The sequence below is a fragment of the Limnobacter sp. SAORIC-580 genome (assembly GCF_013004065.1).
GTDB classification, from domain to species: domain Bacteria; phylum Pseudomonadota; class Gammaproteobacteria; order Burkholderiales; family Burkholderiaceae_B; genus Limnobacter; species Limnobacter profundi.
Genome location: NZ_CP053084.1, coordinates 1,621,204 through 1,645,413 on the forward strand (window position 1 = coordinate 1,621,204; position 24,210 = coordinate 1,645,413).

At 49.0% G+C, this 24,210-nt stretch carries 26 protein-coding genes; 14 read left to right on the plus strand and 12 right to left on the minus strand.

Annotated elements, in window-relative coordinates:
• Positions 1-60 precede the first annotated feature (60 nt).
• Together HKT17_RS07575 and HKT17_RS07580 are read left to right on the plus strand one after the other, a co-directional pair.
• Positions 61-756 (plus strand): heavy metal response regulator transcription factor, encoded by a 696-nt coding sequence (locus HKT17_RS07575; RefSeq protein WP_105029761.1) that lies wholly within the window; start codon positions 61-63, stop codon positions 754-756.
• Positions 757-758: 2 nt separating this feature from the next.
• A complete protein-coding gene (locus HKT17_RS07580; protein WP_171099036.1) occupies positions 759-2,102 on the plus strand; it encodes an ATP-binding protein in 1,344 nt (447 codons plus the stop codon).
• Positions 2,103-2,717: 615 nt separating this feature from the next.
• Here the strand turns inward: HKT17_RS07580 and HKT17_RS07585 are convergent.
• From HKT17_RS07585 to HKT17_RS07600, 4 genes are all read right to left on the minus strand, one after another.
• On the minus strand, positions 2,718-3,185 hold the full coding sequence (locus tag HKT17_RS07585) for a MerR family transcriptional regulator (RefSeq protein ID WP_171099038.1): 468 nt from the start codon (positions 3,183-3,185) through the stop codon (positions 2,718-2,720).
• Positions 3,186-3,252: 67 nt separating this feature from the next.
• The gene (locus HKT17_RS07590; protein WP_171099040.1) at positions 3,253-4,743 is read right to left on the minus strand and encodes a hypothetical protein; all 1,491 of its coding nucleotides are present in this window, start codon (positions 4,741-4,743) and stop codon (positions 3,253-3,255) included.
• Positions 4,722-5,705: an ATP-binding protein gene (locus HKT17_RS07595; protein WP_171099041.1), complete on the minus strand. Its 984-nt coding sequence runs from the start codon at positions 5,703-5,705 to the stop codon at positions 4,722-4,724. Before HKT17_RS07595 ends, HKT17_RS07590 begins: the two co-directional genes overlap by 22 nt.
• Before the next feature lie 8 nt (positions 5,706-5,713).
• Positions 5,714-7,807: a hypothetical protein gene (locus tag HKT17_RS07600; protein WP_171099043.1), complete on the minus strand. Its 2,094-nt coding sequence runs from the start codon at positions 7,805-7,807 to the stop codon at positions 5,714-5,716.
• A 139-nt stretch (positions 7,808-7,946) separates the two neighbouring features.
• Here HKT17_RS07600 and HKT17_RS07605 point away from each other — a divergent pair, with 139 nt between their 5' ends.
• The 5 genes from HKT17_RS07605 to HKT17_RS07625 are packed head-to-tail and all read left to right on the plus strand — an operon-like array spanning position 7,947 to position 11,715.
• A complete protein-coding gene (locus tag HKT17_RS07605; protein ID WP_171099046.1) occupies positions 7,947-8,885 on the plus strand; it encodes a chromate resistance protein ChrB domain-containing protein in 939 nt (312 codons plus the stop codon).
• Positions 8,882-10,249, plus strand: a complete 1,368-nt coding sequence (chrA, locus tag HKT17_RS07610) for a chromate efflux transporter (RefSeq protein WP_171099048.1) — start codon at positions 8,882-8,884, stop codon at positions 10,247-10,249. The genes HKT17_RS07605 and chrA overlap by 4 nt, the downstream gene beginning before the upstream one ends.
• 15 nt (positions 10,250-10,264) lie before the next feature.
• Positions 10,265-10,864 carry a superoxide dismutase gene (locus tag HKT17_RS07615; RefSeq protein ID WP_171099050.1) on the plus strand — a complete coding sequence of 200 codons (600 nt, stop codon included), beginning with the start codon at positions 10,265-10,267 and terminating at the stop codon, positions 10,862-10,864.
• Positions 10,857-11,234, plus strand: coding sequence for a hypothetical protein (locus tag HKT17_RS07620; RefSeq protein ID WP_171099052.1), 378 nt, complete (start codon positions 10,857-10,859; stop codon positions 11,232-11,234). Before HKT17_RS07615 ends, HKT17_RS07620 begins: the two co-directional genes overlap by 8 nt.
• 31 nt (positions 11,235-11,265) lie before the next feature.
• Complete coding sequence (locus HKT17_RS07625; protein ID WP_171099054.1) at positions 11,266-11,715, plus strand: chromate resistance protein ChrB domain-containing protein; 450 nt, start codon at positions 11,266-11,268, stop codon at positions 11,713-11,715.
• 105 nt (positions 11,716-11,820) lie between these two features.
• On the opposite strand, the gene HKT17_RS15730 is transcribed toward HKT17_RS07625, so the two are convergent.
• From HKT17_RS15730 to HKT17_RS15740, 3 genes are all read right to left on the minus strand, one after another.
• A complete protein-coding gene (locus tag HKT17_RS15730) occupies positions 11,821-11,964 on the minus strand; it encodes a hypothetical protein (protein ID WP_171099056.1) in 144 nt (47 codons plus the stop codon).
• A gap of 178 nt (positions 11,965-12,142) precedes the next feature.
• On the minus strand, positions 12,143-12,217 hold the full coding sequence (locus HKT17_RS15735) for a hypothetical protein (protein ID WP_371815439.1): 75 nt from the start codon (positions 12,215-12,217) through the stop codon (positions 12,143-12,145).
• A complete protein-coding gene (locus HKT17_RS15740; RefSeq protein ID WP_171099058.1) occupies positions 12,204-12,842 on the minus strand; it encodes a helix-turn-helix domain-containing protein in 639 nt (212 codons plus the stop codon). The genes HKT17_RS15735 and HKT17_RS15740 overlap by 14 nt, the downstream gene beginning before the upstream one ends.
• A gap of 267 nt (positions 12,843-13,109) precedes the next feature.
• Between HKT17_RS15740 and HKT17_RS07640 the strand changes: the two genes are divergently transcribed.
• Together HKT17_RS07640 and HKT17_RS07645 are read left to right on the plus strand one after the other, a co-directional pair.
• Positions 13,110-15,104, plus strand: coding sequence for a S8 family peptidase (locus HKT17_RS07640; protein ID WP_171099060.1), 1,995 nt, complete (start codon positions 13,110-13,112; stop codon positions 15,102-15,104).
• Positions 15,105-15,230: 126 nt separating this feature from the next.
• Positions 15,231-15,449 (plus strand): hypothetical protein, encoded by a 219-nt coding sequence (locus tag HKT17_RS07645; protein ID WP_171099062.1) that lies wholly within the window; start codon positions 15,231-15,233, stop codon positions 15,447-15,449.
• On the opposite strand, the gene HKT17_RS07650 is transcribed toward HKT17_RS07645, so the two are convergent.
• Positions 15,450-16,511, minus strand: coding sequence for a tetratricopeptide repeat protein (locus tag HKT17_RS07650; protein ID WP_205882526.1), 1,062 nt, complete (start codon positions 16,509-16,511; stop codon positions 15,450-15,452).
• Between the two features lie 84 nt (positions 16,512-16,595).
• Here HKT17_RS07650 and HKT17_RS15505 point away from each other — a divergent pair, with 84 nt between their 5' ends.
• Positions 16,596-16,832 (plus strand): hypothetical protein, encoded by a 237-nt coding sequence (locus tag HKT17_RS15505; RefSeq protein WP_008249338.1) that lies wholly within the window; start codon positions 16,596-16,598, stop codon positions 16,830-16,832.
• Positions 16,829-17,254: a DUF3135 domain-containing protein gene (locus HKT17_RS07660; protein WP_105029092.1), complete on the plus strand. Its 426-nt coding sequence runs from the start codon at positions 16,829-16,831 to the stop codon at positions 17,252-17,254. Before HKT17_RS15505 ends, HKT17_RS07660 begins: the two co-directional genes overlap by 4 nt.
• Here the strand turns inward: HKT17_RS07660 and HKT17_RS07665 are convergent.
• Complete coding sequence (locus HKT17_RS07665; RefSeq protein WP_171099066.1) at positions 17,226-17,936, minus strand: SIMPL domain-containing protein; 711 nt, start codon at positions 17,934-17,936, stop codon at positions 17,226-17,228. The genes HKT17_RS07660 and HKT17_RS07665 overlap by 29 nt on opposite strands.
• A gap of 111 nt (positions 17,937-18,047) precedes the next feature.
• Here HKT17_RS07665 and HKT17_RS07670 point away from each other — a divergent pair, with 111 nt between their 5' ends.
• The 3 genes from HKT17_RS07670 to HKT17_RS15510 are packed head-to-tail and all read left to right on the plus strand — an operon-like array spanning position 18,048 to position 20,560.
• Positions 18,048-19,127 carry an AI-2E family transporter gene (locus HKT17_RS07670; RefSeq protein ID WP_171099067.1) on the plus strand — a complete coding sequence of 360 codons (1,080 nt, stop codon included), beginning with the start codon at positions 18,048-18,050 and terminating at the stop codon, positions 19,125-19,127.
• Between the two features lie 40 nt (positions 19,128-19,167).
• The gene (gene purT / locus HKT17_RS07675; protein WP_205882543.1) at positions 19,168-20,397 is read left to right on the plus strand and encodes a formate-dependent phosphoribosylglycinamide formyltransferase; all 1,230 of its coding nucleotides are present in this window, start codon (positions 19,168-19,170) and stop codon (positions 20,395-20,397) included.
• A complete protein-coding gene (locus tag HKT17_RS15510; RefSeq protein WP_205882527.1) occupies positions 20,390-20,560 on the plus strand; it encodes a hypothetical protein in 171 nt (56 codons plus the stop codon). Before purT ends, HKT17_RS15510 begins: the two co-directional genes overlap by 8 nt.
• Before the next feature lie 95 nt (positions 20,561-20,655).
• On the opposite strand, the gene HKT17_RS07680 is transcribed toward HKT17_RS15510, so the two are convergent.
• The 3 genes from HKT17_RS07680 to HKT17_RS07690 form a co-directional block, all read right to left on the minus strand.
• Positions 20,656-22,254: an ABC-F family ATPase gene (locus HKT17_RS07680; protein ID WP_171099071.1), complete on the minus strand. Its 1,599-nt coding sequence runs from the start codon at positions 22,252-22,254 to the stop codon at positions 20,656-20,658.
• Between the two features lie 102 nt (positions 22,255-22,356).
• Positions 22,357-23,337 (minus strand): LD-carboxypeptidase, encoded by a 981-nt coding sequence (locus HKT17_RS07685; protein ID WP_171099074.1) that lies wholly within the window; start codon positions 23,335-23,337, stop codon positions 22,357-22,359.
• Between the two features lie 24 nt (positions 23,338-23,361).
• Positions 23,362-24,132: a nucleoside deaminase gene (locus HKT17_RS07690; RefSeq protein ID WP_240965934.1), complete on the minus strand. Its 771-nt coding sequence runs from the start codon at positions 24,130-24,132 to the stop codon at positions 23,362-23,364.
• Positions 24,133-24,210 lie beyond the last annotated feature (78 nt).

Below are 24,210 nucleotides of genomic sequence, written 5' to 3' on the forward strand. Positions count from 1 at the left end.
AATCTTCACCAAATTCGGGGTGGTTATACTGGGCACCTGCATAACAACCAAAAAAAGTCGATGAAACTGCTTTTGATCGAAGACGACCTGCGGCTGGCCGATTACCTAAAGAAAGGATTGACCGAGGAAGGTTTCGTTGTCGATTTGGCACGCAACGGGATTGACGGTTTGCATTTGGCCACCCAAGGCCTTTACGACGTGATCATTCTTGATGGCATGTTGCCCGACATTGATGGTTTGGCCGTATTAAGTGCGTTACGCCAATCCAAAAGTATTCCGGTACTGATGCTTACCGCCCGCGCCATGGTTGAAGACAGGGTGAGCGGCCTGAAGGCCGGTGCAGATGACTACCTGGTAAAACCCTTTGCGTTTGCCGAGCTGGTGGCCAGGCTTCACGCCCTGGGGCGCCGAACTTCAACAGTTGCAGCAGAAAGCCAAACCACCGTATTGACCTTGCTGGACCTGGAGTTGGATGCGGTGCGCCGCACGGCCAAACGCGGCGGCAAGGATTTGCGGCTAACGGCCAAAGAATTTTCATTGCTGTGGCTGCTGCTTCGCCGCAAAGGAGAAGTGATTAGCCGCACCGAAATTGCAGAACTGATTTGGGACATGCATTTTGACAGCGAAACCAATGTGATCGATGTGGCCATTCGCAGGTTGAGGATCAAGCTGGACGACCCTTACGAAATTCCGCTGCTTCATACCATTCGGGGCATGGGGTATGTTCTCGAGATTCGGGCGCAGGGCAAGGAGTGACCGTGAAATCAATTTCCAGAGCCACCATCGGTTTGACCAGCTCCGTCAGTGTACTGGGCGTGGTTTTACTCGCAGTGCTTGTGTATTGCTGCATCCACTTTTGGCAGGCCAAGCAACAGGAAGAAACCGCCAACCGCGCGCTTCATGCAGTTGAACACCTTTTACTAAAACCTACTTCCGAGTATTCACCCGAAGACGTGAAACATGGCCTGGAAGAAGTGTTGGGAGGGCAAGGTCGAACCCAAGCCCGAGTTGTTGACAGCCGGGGCAATCGCATGTTCGGGCCAGAGGTGTTCTTCAATGGAGAGGGATCTATTCGGGAATTCTCACAAGTGTTTGAAACCGAACTTCCCCAACTGCGGGCAAAACGAGTTGAACTGGCATTGAGCACCGTGGATGACGAACGTTTTCTGAACTTCATTTCAGGAATTTTTGCATCGTCCATCGTGTTGTGGATCCTGGTGTCGGTGTTGATCAGCATGCGACTGATTCGCCTGGTTTTGCGCCCCATCAACCGACTGACTGAACGTATTCACAATTTGGGGCCACGCTCGCTTGATGTGGTGCTGGACGACCACAAAGCCCCGCTTGAATTGCGACCCTTCATCGACGGATTCAACCGCTTACTGGGGCAACTGCGCGAGAACCGCGAGCAATTGAAACTGTTCAACAGCAATGTTGCACATGAATTGAATACACCACTGTCGAGCTTGACCATCAGCCATGAGCTGCTTCAACGCCGCAAACTGATCGAAGGTGATGAACTTCAAAAAATTGTGGGGGACCACCTCGACGAACTAGACAGGATGGCACGAATTATTCGCAGCATGCTTTTCCTGGCCAATGCAAACCAGGGCAGAGAACTACAACTTCAACCTTTGCAAAGTCTTCGTCAGTTGGTGGTATCAGTCGCGGAATACCTTGAACAGTTGGCCGAAGACAAGGAGCTTCGCATCACAGTTCAGGGCGATGCCAATGTGGAAGTTGAAACTGAATTGATTAAAAGAGCGGTGAGTAACTTGCTGTCCAATGCCATTCGATATGCGCAGACCAACACAGAAATTACCGTGCACATTACCCAAGAAGCAGAGAGGGTGTGGATCAAGGTTTCGAATGAAGGCCCGACAATTGACCCAGTCAAATTGAACCGTCTGTTTGAACCCTTTTTCCGTGCTGAAGAGGGGCGAAGTGACACGGGGAGCAATCACGGACTTGGCCTGGCTATTGTGGCGGCCATTGCGAAACTGCATGGTGGTGATGTGTTTGCAAGCAGCGAAAATCAAGTTACGGTGATTGGCTTTTCGGTTCACACGAAACGACAATCTACACCGGTGGGTCACACCTAAATTCTTGTATGCCTATCTCAATGCAGTTAGTATCGCTTCTAGAGGGTTTTTTGCATTGACCAACGTCTTAAGGCAACTTGTGAGCTCTAAAGCCCCCCAACTGTCATTTAGACCTGAGCTTGGGTCAACCAAATGGTCGAACAATCGAGATGCTGGGTCAAAGTAAAACGAGCAAACCTTTCCGGTCACAAGGCGATGTTCGACGTTGGGTCTGAAATACGCAGCTTGAACAGGTAAACAGTCTAAACCTGGTATCTCCAGATAAAAAGTACCCTCTAATGCGATGGTGATTTGGGCTGCCCAGTGCCGATGCATTGTGTTGTCTCCGACACTACCTCGGAATACACCGATGCCATCTGCAATCGACAAGTCACCCATCCAGTTCGTTTTTTCACTCACGTGAAACTTTACCCAAAAGACAACCGGGCCGATGCGGCCCGGTCTAACTAACGCTTTACGCGCAAAGTGGGCATTCTGCCAAGGCTACCCCTACAAGACCAAACACACCAACCGCGGCTGCGAACATTTTAACTTTCATCACAAAATCTCCTTTAACAAGACAAGGGAACACTCCCATACAGATCGTGGACCTTCCATCCACTGGAAGGTCAAGCGCTATTTTTTGGCATCGTTTCTGATGGGAATAATGTAGTCAGCAATTAGAAACTCACCTTCTGGTTCATTCGGGTTTTGTGCAAGTTCATGCGCAATTGCAGCATTATTCGCCCGAATGTCAGTCAACTTTTGTTCTAGCGCCTCGAGGTGAATCTTCACTTGCTGGACTTCAATTAATTTTAACGCGATTAATTCGTCTACTTTCGCTCTGGAGCCACAACCGCAGGCTGGTCCCTGATCGTAATAATCCAGCACTGACTGGATTTCCTTGATCGAGAAGTCAAGTTCGCGTGCCTTTTTGACAAAATCAAGTCTGGACAAGTCCTCTTGCCCGAAAACGCGGTTTTTGCCGGAGGTAAACCAAGACTCGGAAGTAGCCCTTTTCGGTGCAATCAAGCCCTGGTCCTCGTAGAATCGAATAGTTTTAGGACTCAAACCGAGTTTCTTAGCTACTTCGCTGATTTTCATATACTAGAACCTCAAGATTCGACAGTCAATCAACTAAGTGAATGATGCACTAGATGAATGTCACATTTCAATCGATTTGGATATTAAACAAACGGTATTGATTCTGAACTTTTTGAAGTGATAGCAACGCCCGACTTCTTGGTGGAAAGTGATCCGGTTTTTCTCCACATTCAATTCTATTAAGCCACACCCTAGCGTCATGAATGTAAGACTTTACAAGTTCATCGCACATAGAATCTAAGGCAAGCATCTGTTCTGAAGAAAAGTTGGGTATAGCAAATTCTTGAAATTTTACCCTGTTAAAACTAAAAAGAGTATCGATTTTATTTTCAGAAATATTACTTTTTACTGGAATGAATGAGGCGGATTTTACCAAATCCTCATTCATTAAATGAAAATTATTAAAATATTGCAAGCGCCTGCTACGAATGCTGGTGTAAAGAGGAGGAAGCCACAACTCAGTAAGCCAATCTATTAATAGATCATGAATCAGCACGCCACAATATAGGCCCTTGCTATCAGAAGATGTCCATATTCCATCATTTTCATGTAAATACCAGAATTTTTCAGTTTTATTTATTAAGGCTAATTTTAATTCGTCGAAGAAACTAAGTAAAGATTGAATAAATGACGCTTCTTTTTTTCGATGAAGGTAACAGAAAGATGAATAAACCACAGGAAGAGCAACAAACTGGAAATAAGTGAAGTTTTCAAAAAATGAAAAACCAGAATTGTTAGAAATTGAGAGTGAATTTATTTTTCTGATCGCGTTAGTTGGAATCGTAAACTCACGAAGAGACTCTGGGAGTGATAATTCTTTTACTAAAACGAAATGTGCGCATTGTTCGGGAATAGCACAATCCATATTTTTGAATGTATGAAGATGTTTGCCTAATTTTTTATCGCAAATTTCTTTCAAAGAAAAATTCCATTTGTCTAGGTCGTTAAGGACAGTGGAGAACTGACTTGGTACATTATGCTTTTTCGTTTGTGGTGTAGGGAAATCTGGGCAAAAAATGCGAATAAAGTTTATGTTGCATTTGACACTTCTTTCTTTTAACCGAATGACTCGATGATTACAAGAGAAAATTTCAAACTTTACGTTGTGAAATAGGCATCGATCTAAGTACTTCAATGACGCATGTTCTGGCAGTTTGTAACTTTTAATGCATTCTGGACAATAACGAATAATTTTTTCTTGATGACGTGTATTCACGTAGTAGTCTTGTATTAAAGGAATTCCAAGAATATTTAAATCGCCAGAACTTTTTGTAATTAAATTATTTTGTATGTAAGCCTGGTTACTAAAGATTGAGAAAAGATACTTTAAAGAACGATGCTCAGATAAATTTAGGTTAAAAATATCAATGGAAAAGTATTGATTAAAAAATTCATTGACTTGTTCAATTTTTAACTTATTGAGTAATGCAAATTTCGCTAGCAAAAAATATGTATTGTCATTAGCATCGTACAGCTCTGATCTCCAGTTGAAGAGTTGATATTTATATTGTTGTTCTTTATGAGAATTTATCTCAATCAATCTGTGGAAGTTGTCCATATCTGTGACGTAAGGTTTTGTTGAACAAGTATATTTGAAATATATTGTGAATTCAGGTTCGACTCCAGATGATCAAATGACTTATTGCCCATATCTTTTAATATTCTCTCAATTAAATTTGCGATTTGATTCATGGGAATTTCAATCTGATCCGATTTTGGTTTAAACGATTTGAATGCTAAATTGTACTTTTCAATCAGTTCATTCCAAATTAAGAATGCCAAGCTTGTTAAACGAAAGCCATCATCAAAAGCGTCTGATAAAAAATACTTTGTATAACTTGCACCGCTATTTTCTGGCCACTCGGAATCCTTATCGTATCCTTCTAGAATGTATTCCAGTTCATTTAATGATCTAATTCCGTGAAATCGAGCATGGTGCATTAGAAATCTTGTTACGATATGTGCATCACCCGTTCTTGCAAAAAAATTGGGTTGGAATGAAATTTGATGTGAGCCTACTGAAATGATACTTAACCTATACCCTTCCAGATCGAGCTCATTTTGTAAGCTCAATAGCCAATGCCATTCATTTAGTAAAACCAATTGAGCCTCATCAATCAGTATTACGATGTAGTTGTATTTGACTCTGTTGGCTAGTGTAATAAGATGTTGTTTGAATAGATATTTTGCCTCCATTTTTGCTTTTGGTTTGATTGGGTTTTTGAACTCAAATCTTGAGGCCATTAGAAGAAGATTCCAGAATTCTCTCTCGGATTTGCTATTGGTTGGATGTGACCAAATCATCAAAGGGAATTCAGTATCGAACTTTTCATTGAGTATCTTAGCCAAGAAGGATTTTATGCCTTTCGATTTTCCGAATCGAGAAGGTCCATAAATGTAGCCACCAGTCTGACGCTGCTCAATCCATCTGGTGATTGTTTCGCACATTTCATGAATAGGTGGGGTATAAATTGCATATTCTTGTGTGCAAACCGGATGATCACGTGAAATCTCAGTCATCGTCGTCTCTATTTATTTTCGGCTTTTCGTCGTGGTGGAAGTGATGCGGAATTTTGGGTATGCGCTGTAGCGTCGGAGGTGTGGGGTGCGATATTCTGCTTATTCCTGCTAGCAGTATTGTTTTTGGTTGTAGAGCGTGACTTGGCTCTATCTTCAGTGTTGTCAGTAATCCGGCTTTCCATGCTTTTATTGGTTTCATTTGAAGCCATATCAGACTGTATGGTTTCGTTGTCAGGGACCTGATGGATAGTGTCGTTGGATTGAACCAGAAAATTTCGAGCTGTTAGATAGGCTGGATGAGGAGGAAACTTACCTCCTGATGCTTCCACCTCGGCAATGTAGGATTCCACCGCATCTTGTTGATTCTGCAGAGAGAATTTGCCTTGACGAATTAATCCGCAGATTAGTCTTCGGGTCTCAAAGTTGTGAGGAACGCGATTCCATGGAGGTGATACGCGTAAATTGTCGATATGTTCACCAGTCAGTGAAGATGCCTTGATGACCCTGGAGTCTGAATCAGAATCGGCTGTGATCCAGATTTTTTTCCCAGCCAAATCTAGTCTTTGACCCAATATTGGACTGGTGTAAATACCATTCTCGAAATTGACGTATGGCCTCTTTCCGGCGTCCAGACCACCTTTAACCATGCACAGCTTTCTGTAACTGAAAAAAGTGTCAAGGTGTTGTGGATCAATCACTCTGGGCTGGAATGTCTTGCTAAGCACCAGATATTGCAGGTACTGAAGTGGTGATCGACCACTAAGTCTTGAGTGGATTCTCGCGTTGTAATTAGCAATGATGATGTCGAGGAGTTCTTCTGCATACTCGTATTGGAACTCTGAGGCTACTGCCACTCCGATGGGGTCTCTGCCCTTCGTTGCACCAGGGTAATTTCCTGTTGTGTTGGAAATTTTCTGAAATCCGAATATTCCGAGTTTGTTAAAAAAGCTTTCAATAAATGGTCGGTCGTCTTTTGTTCGTCTTATCGCGTACGAATTCTTCGGAGTAAGAAGAATTGACCCAACCGAATTTTTTAGTACTTCTGCAACTACCTTTGCTTTTTCGGCAAGTGCACCATCAATTGAGGTTTCGTCCCAGCATATGCCCACAAACTGCTTACCTAAAACACTGGGAAACCCGGCACCATCGATATAAAAGTCCTTGTCGGTGTGGTGTAGTTTTTTCTTCGCCCAGGGGGAAAGGGACTTCTTGATTACCCGAAGCACATCTTCTTTAGAAATCTCTTTTCGAAGACTCATGTGATATCCAAGCACCAATCGAGTCACCACCTCAATAATCACGATCACCCAGATTCTATGGATCAGTACGTTCTGGTAGCCACCCTCAAGTAAAGGAATCGCAACGGTGAAGCGCCCATCAATTTTGTGGGCGTCCATTTCTACACGTTGAAACGGGCGGTGAACTGGTCGATCAACACCATCTCCCGCCTGCATTTTCCTTTGAAGTTCATTTCCACCGTGTATCAGGATTGCCTTGCCAGGGTTTTCGTGAAGCACCTTATCAATGTATTTAATGATTGAGTGATATCCGTTCGTTTTAGTATTAAAAGGCCACTCCCCTTTGATTTCAAGACCTTTCTCTCTAAGACTTTGGAGAAACCAGAGCCAAATCGATCGTTTTGAAGTTGACAACATTCCAAGCTTTTTTCGAGTATTGGGGACTTTAAGAATTTTTTTGTGTAAAGCCTCTCTGACGTCCGGATAGGTGTCTAGTAGCGTTTGAAAAGCGCCAACAGCACCGTGTCCCCACTGATTAATAACGATGGGTGAACGTCTCTTGAATTGAACTATTCTTGTTTGTGGGATCAGTGCTCGCCAGCCGTAAATTTGGCCGTCTGGGTGATTGCAAATACACCGTTCAGTGATTAAGCGATAGATTTGAGGCTCTGAGATACCATATTCTTTTCGAATCGTAGCGACTTTACTGCCGCTTAAATAGGCCTTGATTGCCTCTTTTCTATTGAGGAACTTGGCTAGCTTATCTGGAGCTAGTGAAGCTTCATCAAAGCCTGGCCAAACTGTAAAGTCAGCCCAGATGGTGTCACTTAAACCTTTGATGTGTCGAGTCGACTCGGAGGCCATGGTAGAGACTTAGGCAAAGTAGTTTCTATTTACTTTACCCGGTTTTTCTCAGGTCGTGCCGTCGGCTAGGCTAGTTCGCTTTTCAAAAGAATCCAAATATATCTTGTATCGATCACTACAAGTTGGTAGGATAAGCTACATGAATATGTGGCTTATCCTTATTATTAGCTTGTCAACTGAAAACGCAACTGCCCGCATGCGTGCCTGGCGCGCTTTGAAAGCAGCAGGCGCAGCGGTCTTACGGGATGGCGTTTATCTTTTGCCTAATCAGCCCAGCTTCCGTTCCACTTTCGATGCCGTCGCGGCAGATGTGGTTGCAAATGGCGGTAGTGCATATGTGCTAAGCGCCGGAGAGCCGTCTGACATCCATTTTCAAGAACAATTCGATCGCCGTGATGAGTATGCTCATTTGCTGGTTGACATCCAAACAGTGCGCAATGAGCTCACTGCCGATACAGCTTTGAGTGTTGCGAAACAAATCCGCAAGTTGCGCAAGACCTTTGCGGCAGTGATGGAAATCGATTTTTTCCCCGGCGAGGCGCAAAAACAGGCCGATGCCGCGCTTGTGGAATTGGAAGTGGCGGTCAATCGCGTCTTGTCACCTGATGAACCGCACCCCGTTATAGGGCAAGTTTTGAGCTTAAAGCTTGCCGACTATCAAGGCAAGACATGGGCGACTCGCCGCCGTCCCTGGGTAGACCGGTTGGCCAGTGCTTGGCTGATCCGTCGGTTTATCGACCAGGAGGCCACCATTCTCTGGCTTGCCCATCCATCTGACTGCCCGAGCGATGCATTGGGCTTTGATTTTGACGGTGCCACCTTCAGCCACGTCGGCGTCAAAGTGACGTTTGAAGTCTTACTCGCCAGCTTTGGTTTGGATCGTCCCGGCTTGCAGCGCATTGGCACATTGGTCCATTACCTAGATGTCGGCGGCGTACAACCGCCTGAATCCGTGGGTATTGAAACTGTCTTGGCAGGACTGCGGGAATCGATTACCGATGACGATCAATTATTAGCATTAGCCAGCGGTGTGTTCGATGGCTTACTGGTTTCTTTTGAAAAGGTGCAAACTAAATGAGTATTACCAATGCTGTGGCCGACGATGCGCCACTGACTAGGCCAGCCGATGTCGGCTTTTGGGAAGCGTTCAGATTATGGCTAAAACTTGGCTTCATGGGTTTTGGTGGGCCGGCTGCACAAATCGCGCTCATGCATCGGGAACTGGTTGAGCAAAGACGCTGGATTAGTGAGCGCCGGTTTTTGCATGCCCTTAACTATTGCATGTTGCTCCCCGGCCCGGAGGCGCAGCAGCTCGCCACTTACATGGGTTGGTTGATGCACCGCACCTGGGGCGGCATCGTTGCAGGTGCACTTTTTATCTTGCCGGGTCTCTGTTTCCTGATTGGGTTGTCGTGGCTCTATATCGCCTACGGGGACGTTCCCCTTGTAGCGGGACTGTTCTATGGCATCAAACCTGCTGTGACGGCTGTTGTCGTCTATGCGGTGCATCGCATTGGTTCGCGCACACTGAAAAATAATGTGCTGTGGGCGATTGCGGCCGCGGCATTCGTGGCGATCTTCGCGTTCAACGTGCCGTTTCCAGCCATTGTCGCGGGCGCCATAGTAGTCGGCTATATCGGCGGGCGCGTGGCACCCGACAAGTTTAAAACAGGGGGCGGTCATGGTAGTGCCAAGCAGTCGTACGGCCCGGCGGTCATTGACGATGAAACACCCACGCCGGCACATGCCTTGTTCCGCTGGTCGAAACTTGCGAGAGTATTGATCATCGGCGCAATCCTTTGGTCAGTGCCTATGGCCTTGTTAAACATGGTTTATGGCTGGGATCATACTTTCACCCAAATGGGCTGGTTTTTCACCAAGGCGGCGCTTCTGACCTTTGGCGGCGCGTATGCCGTGTTGCCCTATATTTACCAGGGAGCCATTACCAATCATGGCTGGCTCACACCGACCCAGATGATCGATGGCCTGGCATTGGGAGAAGCCAACCCTGGTCCGCTGATCATGGTGGTGGCCTTTGTCGGCTTTGTGGGCGCGTATGTCAAAACGCTGTTCGGCCCCGACATGCTGTTTGCCGCCGGCGCCTTTGCCGCCGTGCTGGTTTCTTGGTTCACCTTTTTGCCTTCGTTCATTTTCATTTTAGCCGGCGGCCCCTTTGTCGAGACAACCCATGGCAACCTGAAGTTTACCGCGCCATTGACGGCTATTACGGCGGCAGTAGTCGGCGTGATCTTGAATCTGGCCGTGTTCTTCGCGTATCACGTATTGTGGCCCAAGGGATTTGCCGGGTCATTTGATTGGGTCGCTGCCGTGCTCGTCGTGCTCGCTGCGGTGGCACTCGTGCGCTACAAGCGCAATGTCATGCAAGTCATTGCAGTCAGTGCTTTAATCGGCTTGCTTTTAAAAACTGTTGTCAACGTTTAAGTTAGGAGAACCCAGATGCCGTATGAATTATTGCCGTTACCAACCGACGCCAAAACCTTACATGGCTTGTCCGCGACCTTGATTGAAAGCCACCATGCGAATAACTATGGCGGCGCGGTCAAGCGCTTGAACCTGATTCAAGAGCAATTGGGGAAAACCGACTTCGACCAGGCGCCGGGATTTGTGCTAAATGGCTTAAAGCGTGAAGAGTTGATTGCATACAACTCCATGCTGCTGCATGAGATCTATTTTGATGGCTTGGGTGGCGATGGTGTTTTGCCATCCGGCTTGCTGCGGGACGCTATTGAGCGCGACTTTGGCAGTGTCGCGCGCTGGCAGTCCGAGTTTGTCGCCATGGGCAAAGCCTTGGGTGGCGGTTCGGGCTGGGTGTTGCTGGTGAAGTCGCCACGCGACGGCAAGCTGAGCAACCAATGGGCAGCCGACCATACCCAGACCTTGGCTGGCGGTATGCCAATTTTGGCTTTGGATATGTATGAACATGCGTATCACATTGATTTCGGTGCCAAGGCTGGTGAATATGTAGAGGCATTCATGAATAACGTGAACTGGACTACAGTAGAAGAGCAATTAGCGAGGGTCAGAAGCCATGCCTAGCGTTTTTATCTCGTTGATTGGGTTTGCTTTCGCTTTGAACACTCCGATCGCAACAGCGGAACCACACCGGAAAGTGCTATCCGGACAAGAAATCCGTAAGGTATTTATAGGGAAGATCACGACCGACAGTACCCATTTTGCTTATCACTTGAAGCCGGATGGGAAGATTATTGGCAACGAGTTGGGGCGCAGTCGTAAAGGAACCTGGGCAATACAAAGCAACCAACTGTGCCTGAGTGTTCCGATGGGCGCTCCTGCAGATTGCTGGACAGTTGTGCGCCTTGATGGCAATCTGGTTTTTCGGCGTGACGGCGTTGATGTCATGGAGGTCACGGTCGAAAAATTTAGCGCAAAGTACCACTTTGATTAGCAGTTGTCACTATGCTTGAAAGGAATGAAGTATGAAATGGGTTACCCGAGAACGCCCCAAAATCGACCGGATTGCCTGCCCGTGGCTGGTGGCCCGTTTCATCGATTCCGAAGCCGAGTTTTTATATGTGCCTTCAAAAGAGGTGCTGAAAACAGCTGAGGAGACCGGGGCGATTCCGTACGATGTGTCAGGGGTCGAGCTGACCCATGATGGAGAGCTGTGCAGCTTCGATGCCATCCTCAAAAAGTATAAGCTCGAAGATCCGGCGCTGCAGCAATTGGCTGCCATTGTGCGTGGCGCGGATACAGACAGACTTGACCTGACGCCGCAATCGGCCGGGTTATTTGCGATATCGCTCGGGCTGTCTGCCAATTTTGCCGACGACCATGAAATGCTCAGGCACGGCATGGTCATGTATGACGCGCTCTATGCCTGGTGCCAACAGTGTCAATCTGAAACGCACAACTGGCCACCCCAATGAACTAACGATTTTTCTATTTCAGGAGAAATGCTATGTCTAACTCCATTCTTTTGCGACGCTCTTTGCTTGCGCTCTCGCTTGCGGCAAGCACGGTACCCGTAGTTCCTATGTGATGGCGATCGTTACGCCGCCAGAGCGCGCGGCAGCGGCAAGCGTGACAGCAGTTCCACGCACCTTTGCCGCCGCCATGGCGCCATTGTTGGCGGGATATTTGCTAAGCGTTTCATCATTCGGCTGGCCGTTGATCATTGCCGGTGTGCTGAAAATAATCTACGACTTGTTGTTATTGAAGATGTTTCATGCCATTCGCCCACCAGAGGAGGTCCAATCTCGCGACAACAGGGCATGATGCAGCGCCGTATTATTTTTGCCAGCTGGTTGGCCTGCGATCATTTGTAACGGCTTGCAGCGGCAGAAAAATCCATTGCTATACCAGCATTTTGCGCAGTCTGACGTTCTCGGCCTCCTGTGTTTTTAGACGTCGAACTTCATCGGTTTCCAAGTCGCCAAATTTCTTGCGCCACGCATAAATTGTCGGTTCGCTTATCAATGTATTTAATAATTGAGTGATATCCGTTCGTTTTAGTGTTAAAAGGCCACTCCCCTTTGATTTCAAGACCTCTATCTCTAAGACTTTGGAGAAACCAGAGCCAAATAGATCGTTTTGAGATTGATAACATTCCAAGCTTTTTTCGGGTATTGGGGACTTTAAGAATTTTTTTGTGTAAAGCTTCTCTGACGTCTGGATAGGTGTCTAGTAGCGTTTGAAAAGCGCCAACAGCACCGTGTCCCCACTGATTAATAACGATGGGTGTACGTCTTTTGAATTGAACTATTCTGCTTTGTGGGACCAGTGCTCGCCAGCCGTAAATTTGGCCGTCTGGATGATCGCAAATACAGCGTTCAGTAATTAAGCGATAGATCTGAGGCTCTGAGATACCATATTCTTTTCGAATCGCAGCGACTTTGCTGCCGCTTAAATATGCCTTGATTGCCTCTTTTCTATTGAGGAATTTGGCTAGCTTATCTGGAGCTAGTGAAGCTTCATCAAAGCCTGGCCAAATTGTAAAGTCAGCCCAGATGGTGTCACTTAAACCTTTGATGTGTCGAGTCGACTCGGAGGCCATAGTAGATATTTGGGCAGAGTAATTTCTATTTACTTTACCTTTTTAATCTACAGTCTGTCTACTTTACAATTGTACTCTCACGGGAAGTTAGCTTACTTGTGAATTGGGTAAAAATAAATTGTTTATTATCAGCAGGTTGGTGGAACAATCTTCTTTACAACTCTAATAGAACAGGCGCAAAGCCTTCCATTCTCCTGTTTCCTGTTCTGAATCCGCAAGCCCTTCTCCCCGGTATCACTTAGTGATAACCACAATCAGGGTCTACCCATGCAGTTGCGTTTCGCTATTCAAAGCAGTTTGTTTATTCTGCTTGTCATCTTCTCGACCGTTTCATGGTCGGCTGATCGTTGGGTAATTCAGTTCAAAGAAAGTCCCGGTCGCAGTCAAACCAGTGTTAATTCATCTTCGCTTGAGTCTCGAAAATCCGATCTGCGTGCAAGGCTCGCTGAACTTTCGATTATTCACAAACGTACCTTTCAACTTGTCAGGCCATTTGGTGAACATGGCGCTGTAATTACAACGCCAAATGGCAGTGGCGCCGAACAAGCCCGCCTTCGTTTGCTGTCCGATCCGATGATCGAGTCTGTTGAGCCAGACCGTCGTATCAAGCTTCGTGCGCAATCGCCTTTGATCGGTTTGTTAAACGCGCTTGATTTGTCCCGACGAAGTCGGTCCTGGTTTCATCAAGATTTGAGCACACAGCCTGCTTCAATCAACACAGGTGCCATGTGGACCAACTTTCACGGTACTGCACCTACCGTGGTTGCTGTGCTGGATACGGGTGTTTTGCCGAGCCACCCAATGCTTCAAGGCCATTTGCTGTCCGGATACGATTTTGTAGCTGATTCATTTATTGGTGCTGACGGCCAAGGTTCCGCAGGTTCTGATCGGGATTCAGACCCGACTGACCCTGGTGACGGTGTTGGCCCAGCCGACCTTCTGGCAGACCCGGTGTGTGGCGGTGTCAGTCAGTCGAGCTGGCACGGCACCTTTGTATCCGCCCTGCTTGCCGGTAACCCGGTACCAAGCGAAGGGGTGTTTTCGGTGAACTGGAACGCGGTGGTATTGCCTGTTCGCGTGTTGGGCAAATGTGGCGGGTTTTCAAGTGACCTTGCAGATGGTATTCGCTGGGCTGCTGGCTTGAGTGTACCTGGGGCGCCCAATAACCCCTTCCCTGCCCGAGTGATTAACTTGAGTTTGGGTGCGGAAGGCGCCTGTGTGGCGTCCATCGAAGGCGCGGCTATTGCCGCCGCGCGCCAGGCTGGCTCATTGGTGGTGGTTGCCGCAGGCAACGACGGCAGCACAGTAGATTCACCAGCCAATTGCCCCGGCGCTTTTGGTGTAGCCGCAATAGATCAGGAAGGGTTGAAGGCAAATTACAGTAATTTTGGGCCCACTATTCAGCTTTCAGCGCCTGGTGGCGATGCAGCGTTTCCTATTTGGAGTGCCAGTAATACCGGGTTTTCAGGTCCGTTAACCAATACGTACAACACCAAAATCGGTACCAGTTTCTCCGCTCCCATGGTGGCTGGTGCAGCCTCGCTGTATTGGTCTTTGGATCCGTCTGCGTCGGTGGCCACTGTGGAGAATTTGCTGAAAACCTCTGCGCGCCCCTTTCTTTCGCAGGGCGGTAGCCCCACTTGCACCGCTGACACAGTGGGTGTTGAATGCAATTGCACACGGGCTCTGTGTGGTGCTGGCATGCTGGATGTGGCCAATTTGATCAATTCACAGGCGGCTGCTGGACTTACCAATTTGTTCTCCAACACTGGCAATGTCATTCCACCGGGACAAACGCGTACATTCTTTGCCAGCGGCACCTTGAACTCTTCCGGACAGGAGGTAAACGCAGTCAGTTTTGATGTGATCAATGTGTTGAAATCGTCGGCCGACGCGCCCAACCCGATTTTGTCGGTAAGCGGCTTGGAAGTGGATGTAACAGCGCCTTCGGGGGTAACGGGGTTTGATCTTCGTGCACAAGCTGCCAATGGCCGAACGGCAATTGCCTCGGTTATTGTGGCCAATCAGGGGGCTACGTCCCCTACTTTGTTGGCCAGTCTGCTTTCACCCTTGATCAATGGTGCCTCTACGGGTGTAGGTGCGCCCTCCTCGGCTGTGGGTGATGCGGTGGTAGGCGATTCAGGCAGTGGTTCTGCCGCAGGCAGTTCTAGTGGCGGCGGGGGTGGTGGCGCTTTGAATTTGCTTGGTTTGCTGGCCTGTTTGTTTCTACTGCATTGTTTTAAAAAGAAAAACACAGTTTAAAATGCACCGGTTTGGTTAAATACAACGTTAGAAGTGGCGCTCCAATCTGTGACATCGCTCAATGGTAAAGTTCAGTTGTTGACTCATTGGTCAGCAATTGATGCAGTAAATTTTGAGAGGTGTCGTATGAAAGCTCTTCGTTCTTACCCCGGTGTATTGGTGTTGTTGTTAATCGCTTCAGCCATGTTGGTTCATGGTTTTGTGGATTACATCAACTATGAAGTAGCAAGCCCAAGTATTTTGGCAGCCCTGGGCTGTGTGTTCTCCGCAATTTTGCTGGTTGCAGTGTATGAGTTCAAATCATTCAAGGCCAATCGCAAGCTGGTGCGCGACAGCAAGGTTTAATTAATTGCGCTTGGCACTTCCTGAAAGGCCTGTTTTCGCCGCATTTTGGGCGGCGATCACGGCCTGCAAGTTCTTTTGAGTGCTGAGTGTCAAAGGGTCTTCGTTGCCCAAGGCATCCGCCCGAATAATGTAGGCGCGGCTGAGTGCCACTTCCGCTCGCTTTAAGTCCCCTGCCCTGTAAAGCACAACCCCCAGGTTATTCAAAGATTGGCTGGTTCTGATGTCGTTGGGGCCAAACGCGGCTTGCCGTACTTCAAATGCGGTTTGGTAATTCTTGGCTGCTTCTTGCAATTGATCGCCACGCATTTGCAGCGTGCCTAGAAACGTCAGTATTTCAGCACGAATGGGTTCGTTTTTGTAATTGGGCGTGGCATTGATAATTTCTGCAAGCACCTGGAAACTTTCCAGCGCCTCCTGCTCTTTCTCCATGTCCAGTAAACCCACGGCATGGTTCATGCGGGTCTCGAGCGTTCGGGCATTGGTTTTTCCCAAGCGAATTTCATACACAATACGCGAGCGTTTGAATGCTGCTTCAGATTCAGCCGCTTTGCTTTGCAGGGCATAGTAAGTACCTAGGGCGTCTTGAACCATGCCGGCCGGCAAAGAATAACGACCAATTGATTGTTCAACCGTACTTAGGGTTTTCTGAAAGTGGGCTTCGGCACGTTCTGTTTGATCGGCTTGTGCATAGGTTTGGCCAATCAGCACCTGCAAACGCGTCCATGCTTCAGCTGCCACCTGGTCTTCCCGGCTTAGAGGGCTGTATTGGCTGGCTTCATTCCAGGTTGAAATGGCCAAGTCGGCTTCATTTTGCGCCAGGTAAGCCTTACCCAGTGTTTCAAGAATTTTGACGCGTTTGGCCTGGGTAACTGGCCCAGTCAATTCCAGCCGGCAAATTTCAACGGTAGTACCCACAGGTTCTTTGCCAAAGCTGTTTTCACAACGGGTTAAATTTGAACTTGTTTCCTGGGCGAAGGCTGTGGGTATATAAGCCCATGCAAACAAACCCAGAAAAAAAGAAAAAGTCCAAGCGCTTTTCATAAACACCATTGTTGTTGTCATTCGATTGTTGTTACTGAAGAGTATTACTAAAACCGATTGCTGTGTTTGGCAGTACAAAGGTTAATAGCAACATTACTAGTCATCATGGGCCATCATTCAAGCGTTGAAGTAAACCGGGTAGAAAGTTTGGGAAAGAAATTTGAAACTCTCGCACTGGTTGACAGACTCATGGAAGAGAACGAAGCTCTTAGACGTGAGCTTAACCTAAAAACTGCCCGGTTAAGGACTCTGCAAAAAGCAGTGCATGCGTTTTTGATGGGAACCGACGATCAAGACAGCAACAAAGCCAAGCTCATTGAGCAAAGCAAGGAGCAGCCATGACGCACTTTGATTTCAAGGAATGGGCCGACCTGTACCAGGTGGACCCTGTTGCCTTCGAGCAGCGCCGCGAGGCGGTACTCGAAGGTTATGTAGCCAGTGTCGATCCCGAACACCGCTTGGCGCTGGAGCAAACGCTGTTCAAGATCCGCATGATCCGCCAGCGCTCGAAAAGCCCATTGCAGTCGGCCATGGAATCGTCGAAGCTGATGTGGGAGTCGTTTGGCAAACTGCGTGAGCAGGTGCAAAAACTGGAACAGGAACTGAGCCCTGCCCCTTTGAGGCAAAATGGTTTGCGTTTGATCGATCAGAACTACACTGGCGACATTGAAAAAGCCGCGGACACCTCAAACGATCAATCCGGTCCAGCTGCCAATCTAGCCCGTGTTATTCCATTCACGGCTTCAGGCAAACGCGCCCATTAACCGAAACACTTACCCGGCTTGAACCGGCAGCCGGGGCCACTTCCATGCCTTTGCTCATCATGTCTGCCGAAGCTGCGTACATTCTGGGGTAAGAAGGTGGGCCTTGATTTTCATCGTTAATTGACACTTCGCCCAAGGTGTAGCCAGTTTTTCCAAAACCCTTCGCAGCAATGCTTGCCTTGTTTTGAAATTCTTTCATGGCACTTTGCAGCAATTTTTCACGACTTTGCTCGATAAGGCCTTCGCTGGGAAAATATTCCAGATTGCTCAGCGTCAGGCCTTCGGCAACATTCAGGTTTTTCTGGGTTTTCAGTGCCTGCACCGGCATTTCAAAGGTGAGTGAACCAACGCCCTGCCAAGTTTGAATTACATTGTTTTTACCGTATTGCGGATAGGTTTGAATATTGTTTTTCAGTTTGCTGATGTCTTTGTTTTTCGACAAATTGTTGATTGATTTTTCAAGCACGGTGTTAACGGCATTCATGGCCTCGTTGGCTGTACCGGCCTGAATTTGCACCTGCCAATTCAAACGCACCATGTCATTGTCCACCTCTTCGCTGCTAATGGCATTCAAATTCACGGCGGGTGTTTTTTCGCAAAGGTCTGCAAACGCGATCGACGGTGCCAACAAACCGATTGATGAACTGAACAGAGCGATTCTCAAAGTGTTGGATAATTTCATGTGTGTTCTCGTGAAAGTGAAATAACAGTCAATTTGCAATTCAGGCGTTGCTACAATGATTGAACCACAAACAAGCATTCCAATAACGCGTAATCCGCACGACTGGCTGACATGGCAGAACACCTGAGACAACCGAAGTCCCTGATCAGCACACTTTTTACAGTGCTGATTCTAGTGGGTGCCGCCATTGTATTGTCACCGTTTCTTTTGGCCATTTTGTGGGCAGGAATTATTGCCACCGCGTTTTGGCCGCTTCACTGTCGCATTCGTGGCCGCTTTCCCGGAAAGCCCAATGGCGCCGCATTTTTGACCACCCTGGTTGTTGCATTCTTGTTGGTTGGGCCAATGATCGGCTTGATCGTGTTTATGGTTCAAGACATTCTTGAAATTACCACCTTCTTGCGACAGGCCGATGACTCCGGCGTCGCAGTGCCCAACTGGCTGCCTCAAATTCCAGTGCTTGGCGAAATGCTCGTGGCCAGCTGGACAGAATATTTGAGTGTGCCCAAACAAATTTCCGGACTGTTGCGCGAAACACTTACCCAACGTTTGGGCGATGTGCAAGGCACAGCGTCGGCCATTTTGCTTGAATTGCTGGGTCGTGTTGCCACCCTGTTTTTTGCATTGTGGGTGCTGTTCTTTTTTTACCGCGATGGCTCAAGCATCAGCATACGGATGAACCGAATTGGCACTGACTGGCTGGGCCAACGCTGGAAGCCGTATGTTTCACACATGCCACCTGCCCTGCGAGCAGCGGTTAACGGGTTGGTGATTGTCAGTTTTGCCGAGGCAGTTATTCTTTCTGTGCTGTTTGCCGCCTGCGGTGTGTACGCACCCGTGTTGTTGGGCACCGTTACGGCATTGATTGCCTTTATCCCCATGGCTGCGCCAGGCTTGCTCGCTATTTTGGGTATGATCCTGTTTTTAAGTGGCAACGGCGCAGAAGCAATTGTGTTGATCACGGTGGGTATGTTGGTGGTGTTGATTGCCGATTACCTGGTTCGCCCTTTGTTGATACAAGGCGGAACCCACTTGCCGTTTTTGGCCGTGTTGTTCGGTGTGTTTGGCGGCGTCATTACCATGGGTATTGTGGGCTTGATTATTGGCCCGGTGCTGCTGGTGTTGTTGGTGGTGTTTTTTGATGAAGCATCGCCTGCACACCACCACGACACCCCCGAATCCATCAATTAAACAGTGATTTAATCAAGCGAGTTTGAGCATGACAACAGCGATTCAATTTCCAACGCAAATCGGTACACCTTTGGCTGCAAACGCCGTCAAAGTGATGTTGCTGGGCAGTGGTGAACTGGGCAAAGAAGTGATCATCGCCTTTCAGCGCCTGGGTGTTGAAGTTATTGCAGTGGACCGCTACCCCAATGCGCCAGGGCACCAGGTTGCGCATCGCTTTCATGTAATCGACATGACCAATGCCAACGCATTGAAGGCCTTGATTGCACAAGAGCGTCCCCACATTGTGGTGCCGGAAATTGAAGCGATTGCGACCCCTGCCCTGAAAGAACTTGAGGCAGAAGGTGTGGTGCGTGTGGTGCCCACAGCCAATGCGGCTTGGCTGACCATGAACCGTGAAGGAATTCGCCGCCTGGCCGCTGAGGAATTGAATTTAAGTTGCTCGCATTATGCTTTTGCGGATGATTTTGAAACCCTGAAGCGGGCGGTAGAAAAAGGCATTGATGGCAAGAAGCCGGTGGGCTACCCCTGCATCATCAAGCCTGTGATGTCATCCTCTGGGAAAGGGCAATCCAAAGTGGATGATGCCAGCCAGCTGGAAGCCGCATGGGATTACGCAGGCAGCGCCGGGCGTGTCAATTCAGGGCGGGTTATTGCCGAATCGCTGATCGAATTCGAGTATGAAATTACCCTGTTGACTGTGCGTGCCCGCAACCCCAAAAGTGGCGCAATTGAAACCAGTTATTGCGAGCCAGTGGGTCATATTCAGGTAAGCGGCGATTACGTTGAAAGCTGGCAACCCCAAGCCATGCGCGCAAAGGCCCTGGACGAGGCCCGTAAAATGGCAGACCTGGTAACCACCGCCTTGGGCGGCACCGGTTTGTTTGGCGTCGAAATGTTTGTAAAAGGCGATCAGGTTTGGTTCTCTGAGGTAAGCCCCCGCCCTCACGACACTGGCATGGTCACCATGATTACGCAGTGGCAAAACGAATTCGAATTGCATGCACGTGCCATTCTGGGTTTGCCTGTGGACACCAGCCTGAAAACATCGGGCGCCAGTGCAGTAATTTATGGTGGTGTAGACAAAGTGGGAATTGCATTTGAAGGTGTGGCCGATGCATTGGCCGAGCCCGGCACGGATGTACGTTTATTTGGCAAACCCGAGTCGTTTGTGAAACGACGAATGGGTGTGGCCTTGGCGCGTGATGCAGATGTGGAAAAAGCCCGTGCGAAGGCCAAGCGGGTTGCTGCGAAGGTGAAGCCAGTTGGTTGAGTTTTTGGCCTATGTCAATGGCCGTCCGGAAGGGGCTTGCTGCAGGGATGCAAATGGTTTTGCTCAGTCTGCCGATTCAAGATCAAGTCGCCCGGTTTGCAACGCAGCGAAGGGCGACCTGCAAGGTCGATGCGAAGACGCGCTCGCGTTTCGCATGCCCTGAGCCAGTAGCAAACAGGGGAATTCGACTTGATCAAGGCAGACGGGCAATGCCTTTTGCGTCCCCATCAAGCCCGCAGCACTAGTGGCAATCCTTTGTCAATTCAGCCCCAAACTCTCGCGGTATTCTTCGTAGGTGCCGCGGTAATCGGTAATGCCGTCTTCACGCATTTCAAAAATTCGCGTGGCAATGCCAGAAACAAACTGGCGGTCATGCGACACCACAAGCACTGTGCCTTCATATTTCTCCAGTGCATATTGAAGCGACTCGATCGATTCCATGTCCAGGTGGTTTGTTGGCTCGTCCAGCAGCAACACATTGTGACGCCCCAGCATCAGGCGACCAAACACCAGTCGGTTTTTCTCACCACCGGAACATACCTTTACCTGCTTGGAAATTTCATCATTCGAGAACAGCAAACGCCCCAAAATACCGCGAATGGCCTGATCGTCGTCGCCTTCCTGAGAAAAGCGCTCGGTCCATTCACGCAAATTCAAAGGCACATTGAATTCGTCGCTTACGTCTTGTGCCATATAACCCAGGTCTGCATTCTCAGACCACTTCACTTCGCCATAAGTGGGTTCCAAAGCCTTGGCCAGCAGCTTCAGTAGTGTGGTTTTACCCATGCCGTTGGCGCCCACAATACCTACTTTGTCGCCTGCCTCCACCATGATGGAGAAGTCCCGGATCACCTTGTTGTCGCCGTACGCCAAGCTAATGTTGTCCAACTCCACAGCCAAGCGGTGCATCTTCTTTTTCTGTTCGAATCGAATGAACGGATTTTGGCGTGAAGAGGGTTTCAGGATGACTGTGTCTTGTTTGATTTTCTCGATCTGCTTTTGGCGCGAGGTGGCCTGGCGTGCCTTCGATTTGTTGGCCGCAAAACGGCGTACAAAGTCTTGCAAATCTGAAATGCGTTCTTTGGCACGTGCATTGGAGGCCTGTGCGCGTTCGCGTGCCTGGGCTGCAGCCAGCATGTAATCGTCGTAATTACCAGGGACCACTTGCAAGGTGCCGTAATCCAGATCGGCCATGTGGGTGCACACTTCATTCAGAAAGTGGCGGTCATGGCTGATGATGATCATGGTGCTCTCGTACTGGTTCAGTACGTTTTCAAGCCAGGCAATCGTATTAATGTCCAGGTTGTTGGTGGGTTCATCCAGCAACAGCACATCAGGTTTTGAGAACAGGGCTTGCGCCAGTAGCACCCGCAGCTTCCAGCCAGGGGCAATTTCACTCATCGGGCCATTGTGGTTTTCAAGCGGAATACCTGCACCCAGCAGCAACTCACCCGCACGGGCTTCGGCTTCGTAGCCGCCGAATTCGGCATACACCGCTTCCAGGTCGGCTGCGCGCATGTAGTCGTCGTCGGTGGCTTCGGGGTTGGCATACAAGGCATCCCGTTCTGTCATCGCGGCCCACATTTCCTTGTGGCCCATCATGACCACATCCAGCACGCGGTGTTCTTCAAACGCAAATTGATCTTGGCTCAGCTTGCCCAAGCGCACATTGGGCTCGATGACCACAGTGCCGCTGCTGGGCTCCAGGTCGCCACCCAGAATTTTCATGAAAGTGGATTTGCCGCAGCCGTTGGCGCCAATCAAACCATAGCGGTTGCCATCGCCAAATTTGGCATTGATGTTTTCAAAAAGCGGCTTGGCGCCGAACTGCATGGTGATATTGGCTGCGGTGAGCATAAGTATTGGAAAATTCAGTGATTTTTAACGAAGGGGGCATTATACATGCCCGGGCTTGGGGTGTGCTTAATGCCAGCTTAATGCGGGCTCGGAGCGTTGCGACTAGCGAAGGGTTTGAACCAGGCGCGCGTTGAATTCGCCGTGCCCGCCGGTAATGGTCAAGGTGCCCTGCCCGCCCTGAAACCAGCAAGCCTTGGGAGTGCAGTGACCAAATGGAAAATTCAGCAACACGGGTACGTGTTTAAGTTGGTCTTGAACAAATTCAGCGGCGCTGCGCAGGCTGTAACCATTGTCGTGTGTGCCGGGTTTGGGTTCACAAAAATTACCCAACACAATTGCCTTTTGCTGGGCCAACACACCAGCGTGTAGCAATTGCAGCAGCATGCGCTCAATTTTGTAGGCGGGCTCGTTCACATCCTCAAGCACCAAAATACCGCCAGGTACACTGGGCAACCAAGGCGTTCCTAAAAGGCTGCACAGCAAGGTGAGGTTGCCACCCCACACCGGGCCTTCAATTGCAATGGTTTGTTGTTCTGTGCTCAGTCCGACACATTCAACAGGCCATTCAATATGTACTGCCTGTTTTTCTACCGCACGCAAAAAGTGTTCAAGGGTGAGCGGGTCTGCGCCCTGCTCTGCCCCAAAATCGAAACAAGCCATGGGCCCGTGCAACAATGTGGCAGGTTGTGCCCCCGCGTTCAGCAATGCCAATTGCAGGCTGGTAATGTCGCTGTGGCCGCACAACAGGTGCGCATTCGCATTCTGCAATGCGGCAAGTTCCGGAAAATTCAACAGCGGCAGCAAGCGGCTTAGGCCGTAACCCCCGCGGGTGGCCATCAGCAGGCTGGGCGTATTCATGGCAAATGCATTTTCAATACTGGCCATGCGCGTGGCTTCACCGCCTGCGAAGCGTTGTGTGCGCAGGCGTGCTTCAGGCATTTCAATCACATTGAAGCCATGTTGATTGCTCAAATGGTAGCAGGCCCGGTCAAGCAATGTTTCATCAACCAGTGCGCCACTGGGCGAAAACATGACTAGCTGATTCAGTGCCTGATTCGTTGCAATGGGCGGTTTGGTGTTCAATTCAATTCCGGTTTAAAGGTAATGTCACAGGTACTGTTTCCAGGAACGCACGGGTTCTCCGTTGAAATAATCGCACAAACTGGCCAGAATGGCGGCCTGTTGTGTGTGCTGCCCCGTTTTCAACACGCGGCTTTGCTCAGCCAATATCTTGCTTGCCTGCTCTAGCCCGGTTTGCAGAAAATCTTGCGGAGTGTGAAAGCCAAGTTGCGCAAGTTGGTCAATTGTTTGTTTGTTGGCATTGGGCAGGTGCATCAGGCTGGCCAAATCAGCAACGGTTTCTTCTCTTTGTTTGCGGCGCACTTTAAAAAAATTACCCAGCAATTCTTCGCTTTCCTGTGCCATGCAAGCTGTTTCAAAAACACAGGGGTGCCATGCTTGCGCTTGCTCGAACACTGACAAGGATTGTTTTAAATCCCCGTTGTAGCGTGATTGTGCACAACCCACCACCACGCGGCCTATGCGCGCATGCAAAATTGCACCAACGCACATCAGGCAGGGTTGTAGTGTGACGTACAGGGTGGCCTGTGCACCCAAGCGGTAATTGCCAACTGCCTGGCAGGCATGTCGAATCGCCTGAATCTCGGCATGAGCGCAGGCATCGTTGAGTGTTACGGGCGCATTGTGTGCGTGGGCAATGGCTTTGCCATCGATTACCACGACCGCGCCAATCGGCACTTCGCCGGCCTGTGCAGCAAGCCTTGCTTGCTGCAACGCAAGTTCCATCCATGGCATGTCTTCGGGCTGGCCGTGGTGCGCCAGTATCGAAAATTTCTCGGACAGCTTGCTGGTTTGCATGGTTTTCAAAGTAAGCCGAATAAAGTGTTCTCAGTTTGACATAAAAAAACCCGGCACCAGGCCGGGTTCTTGGTCTGT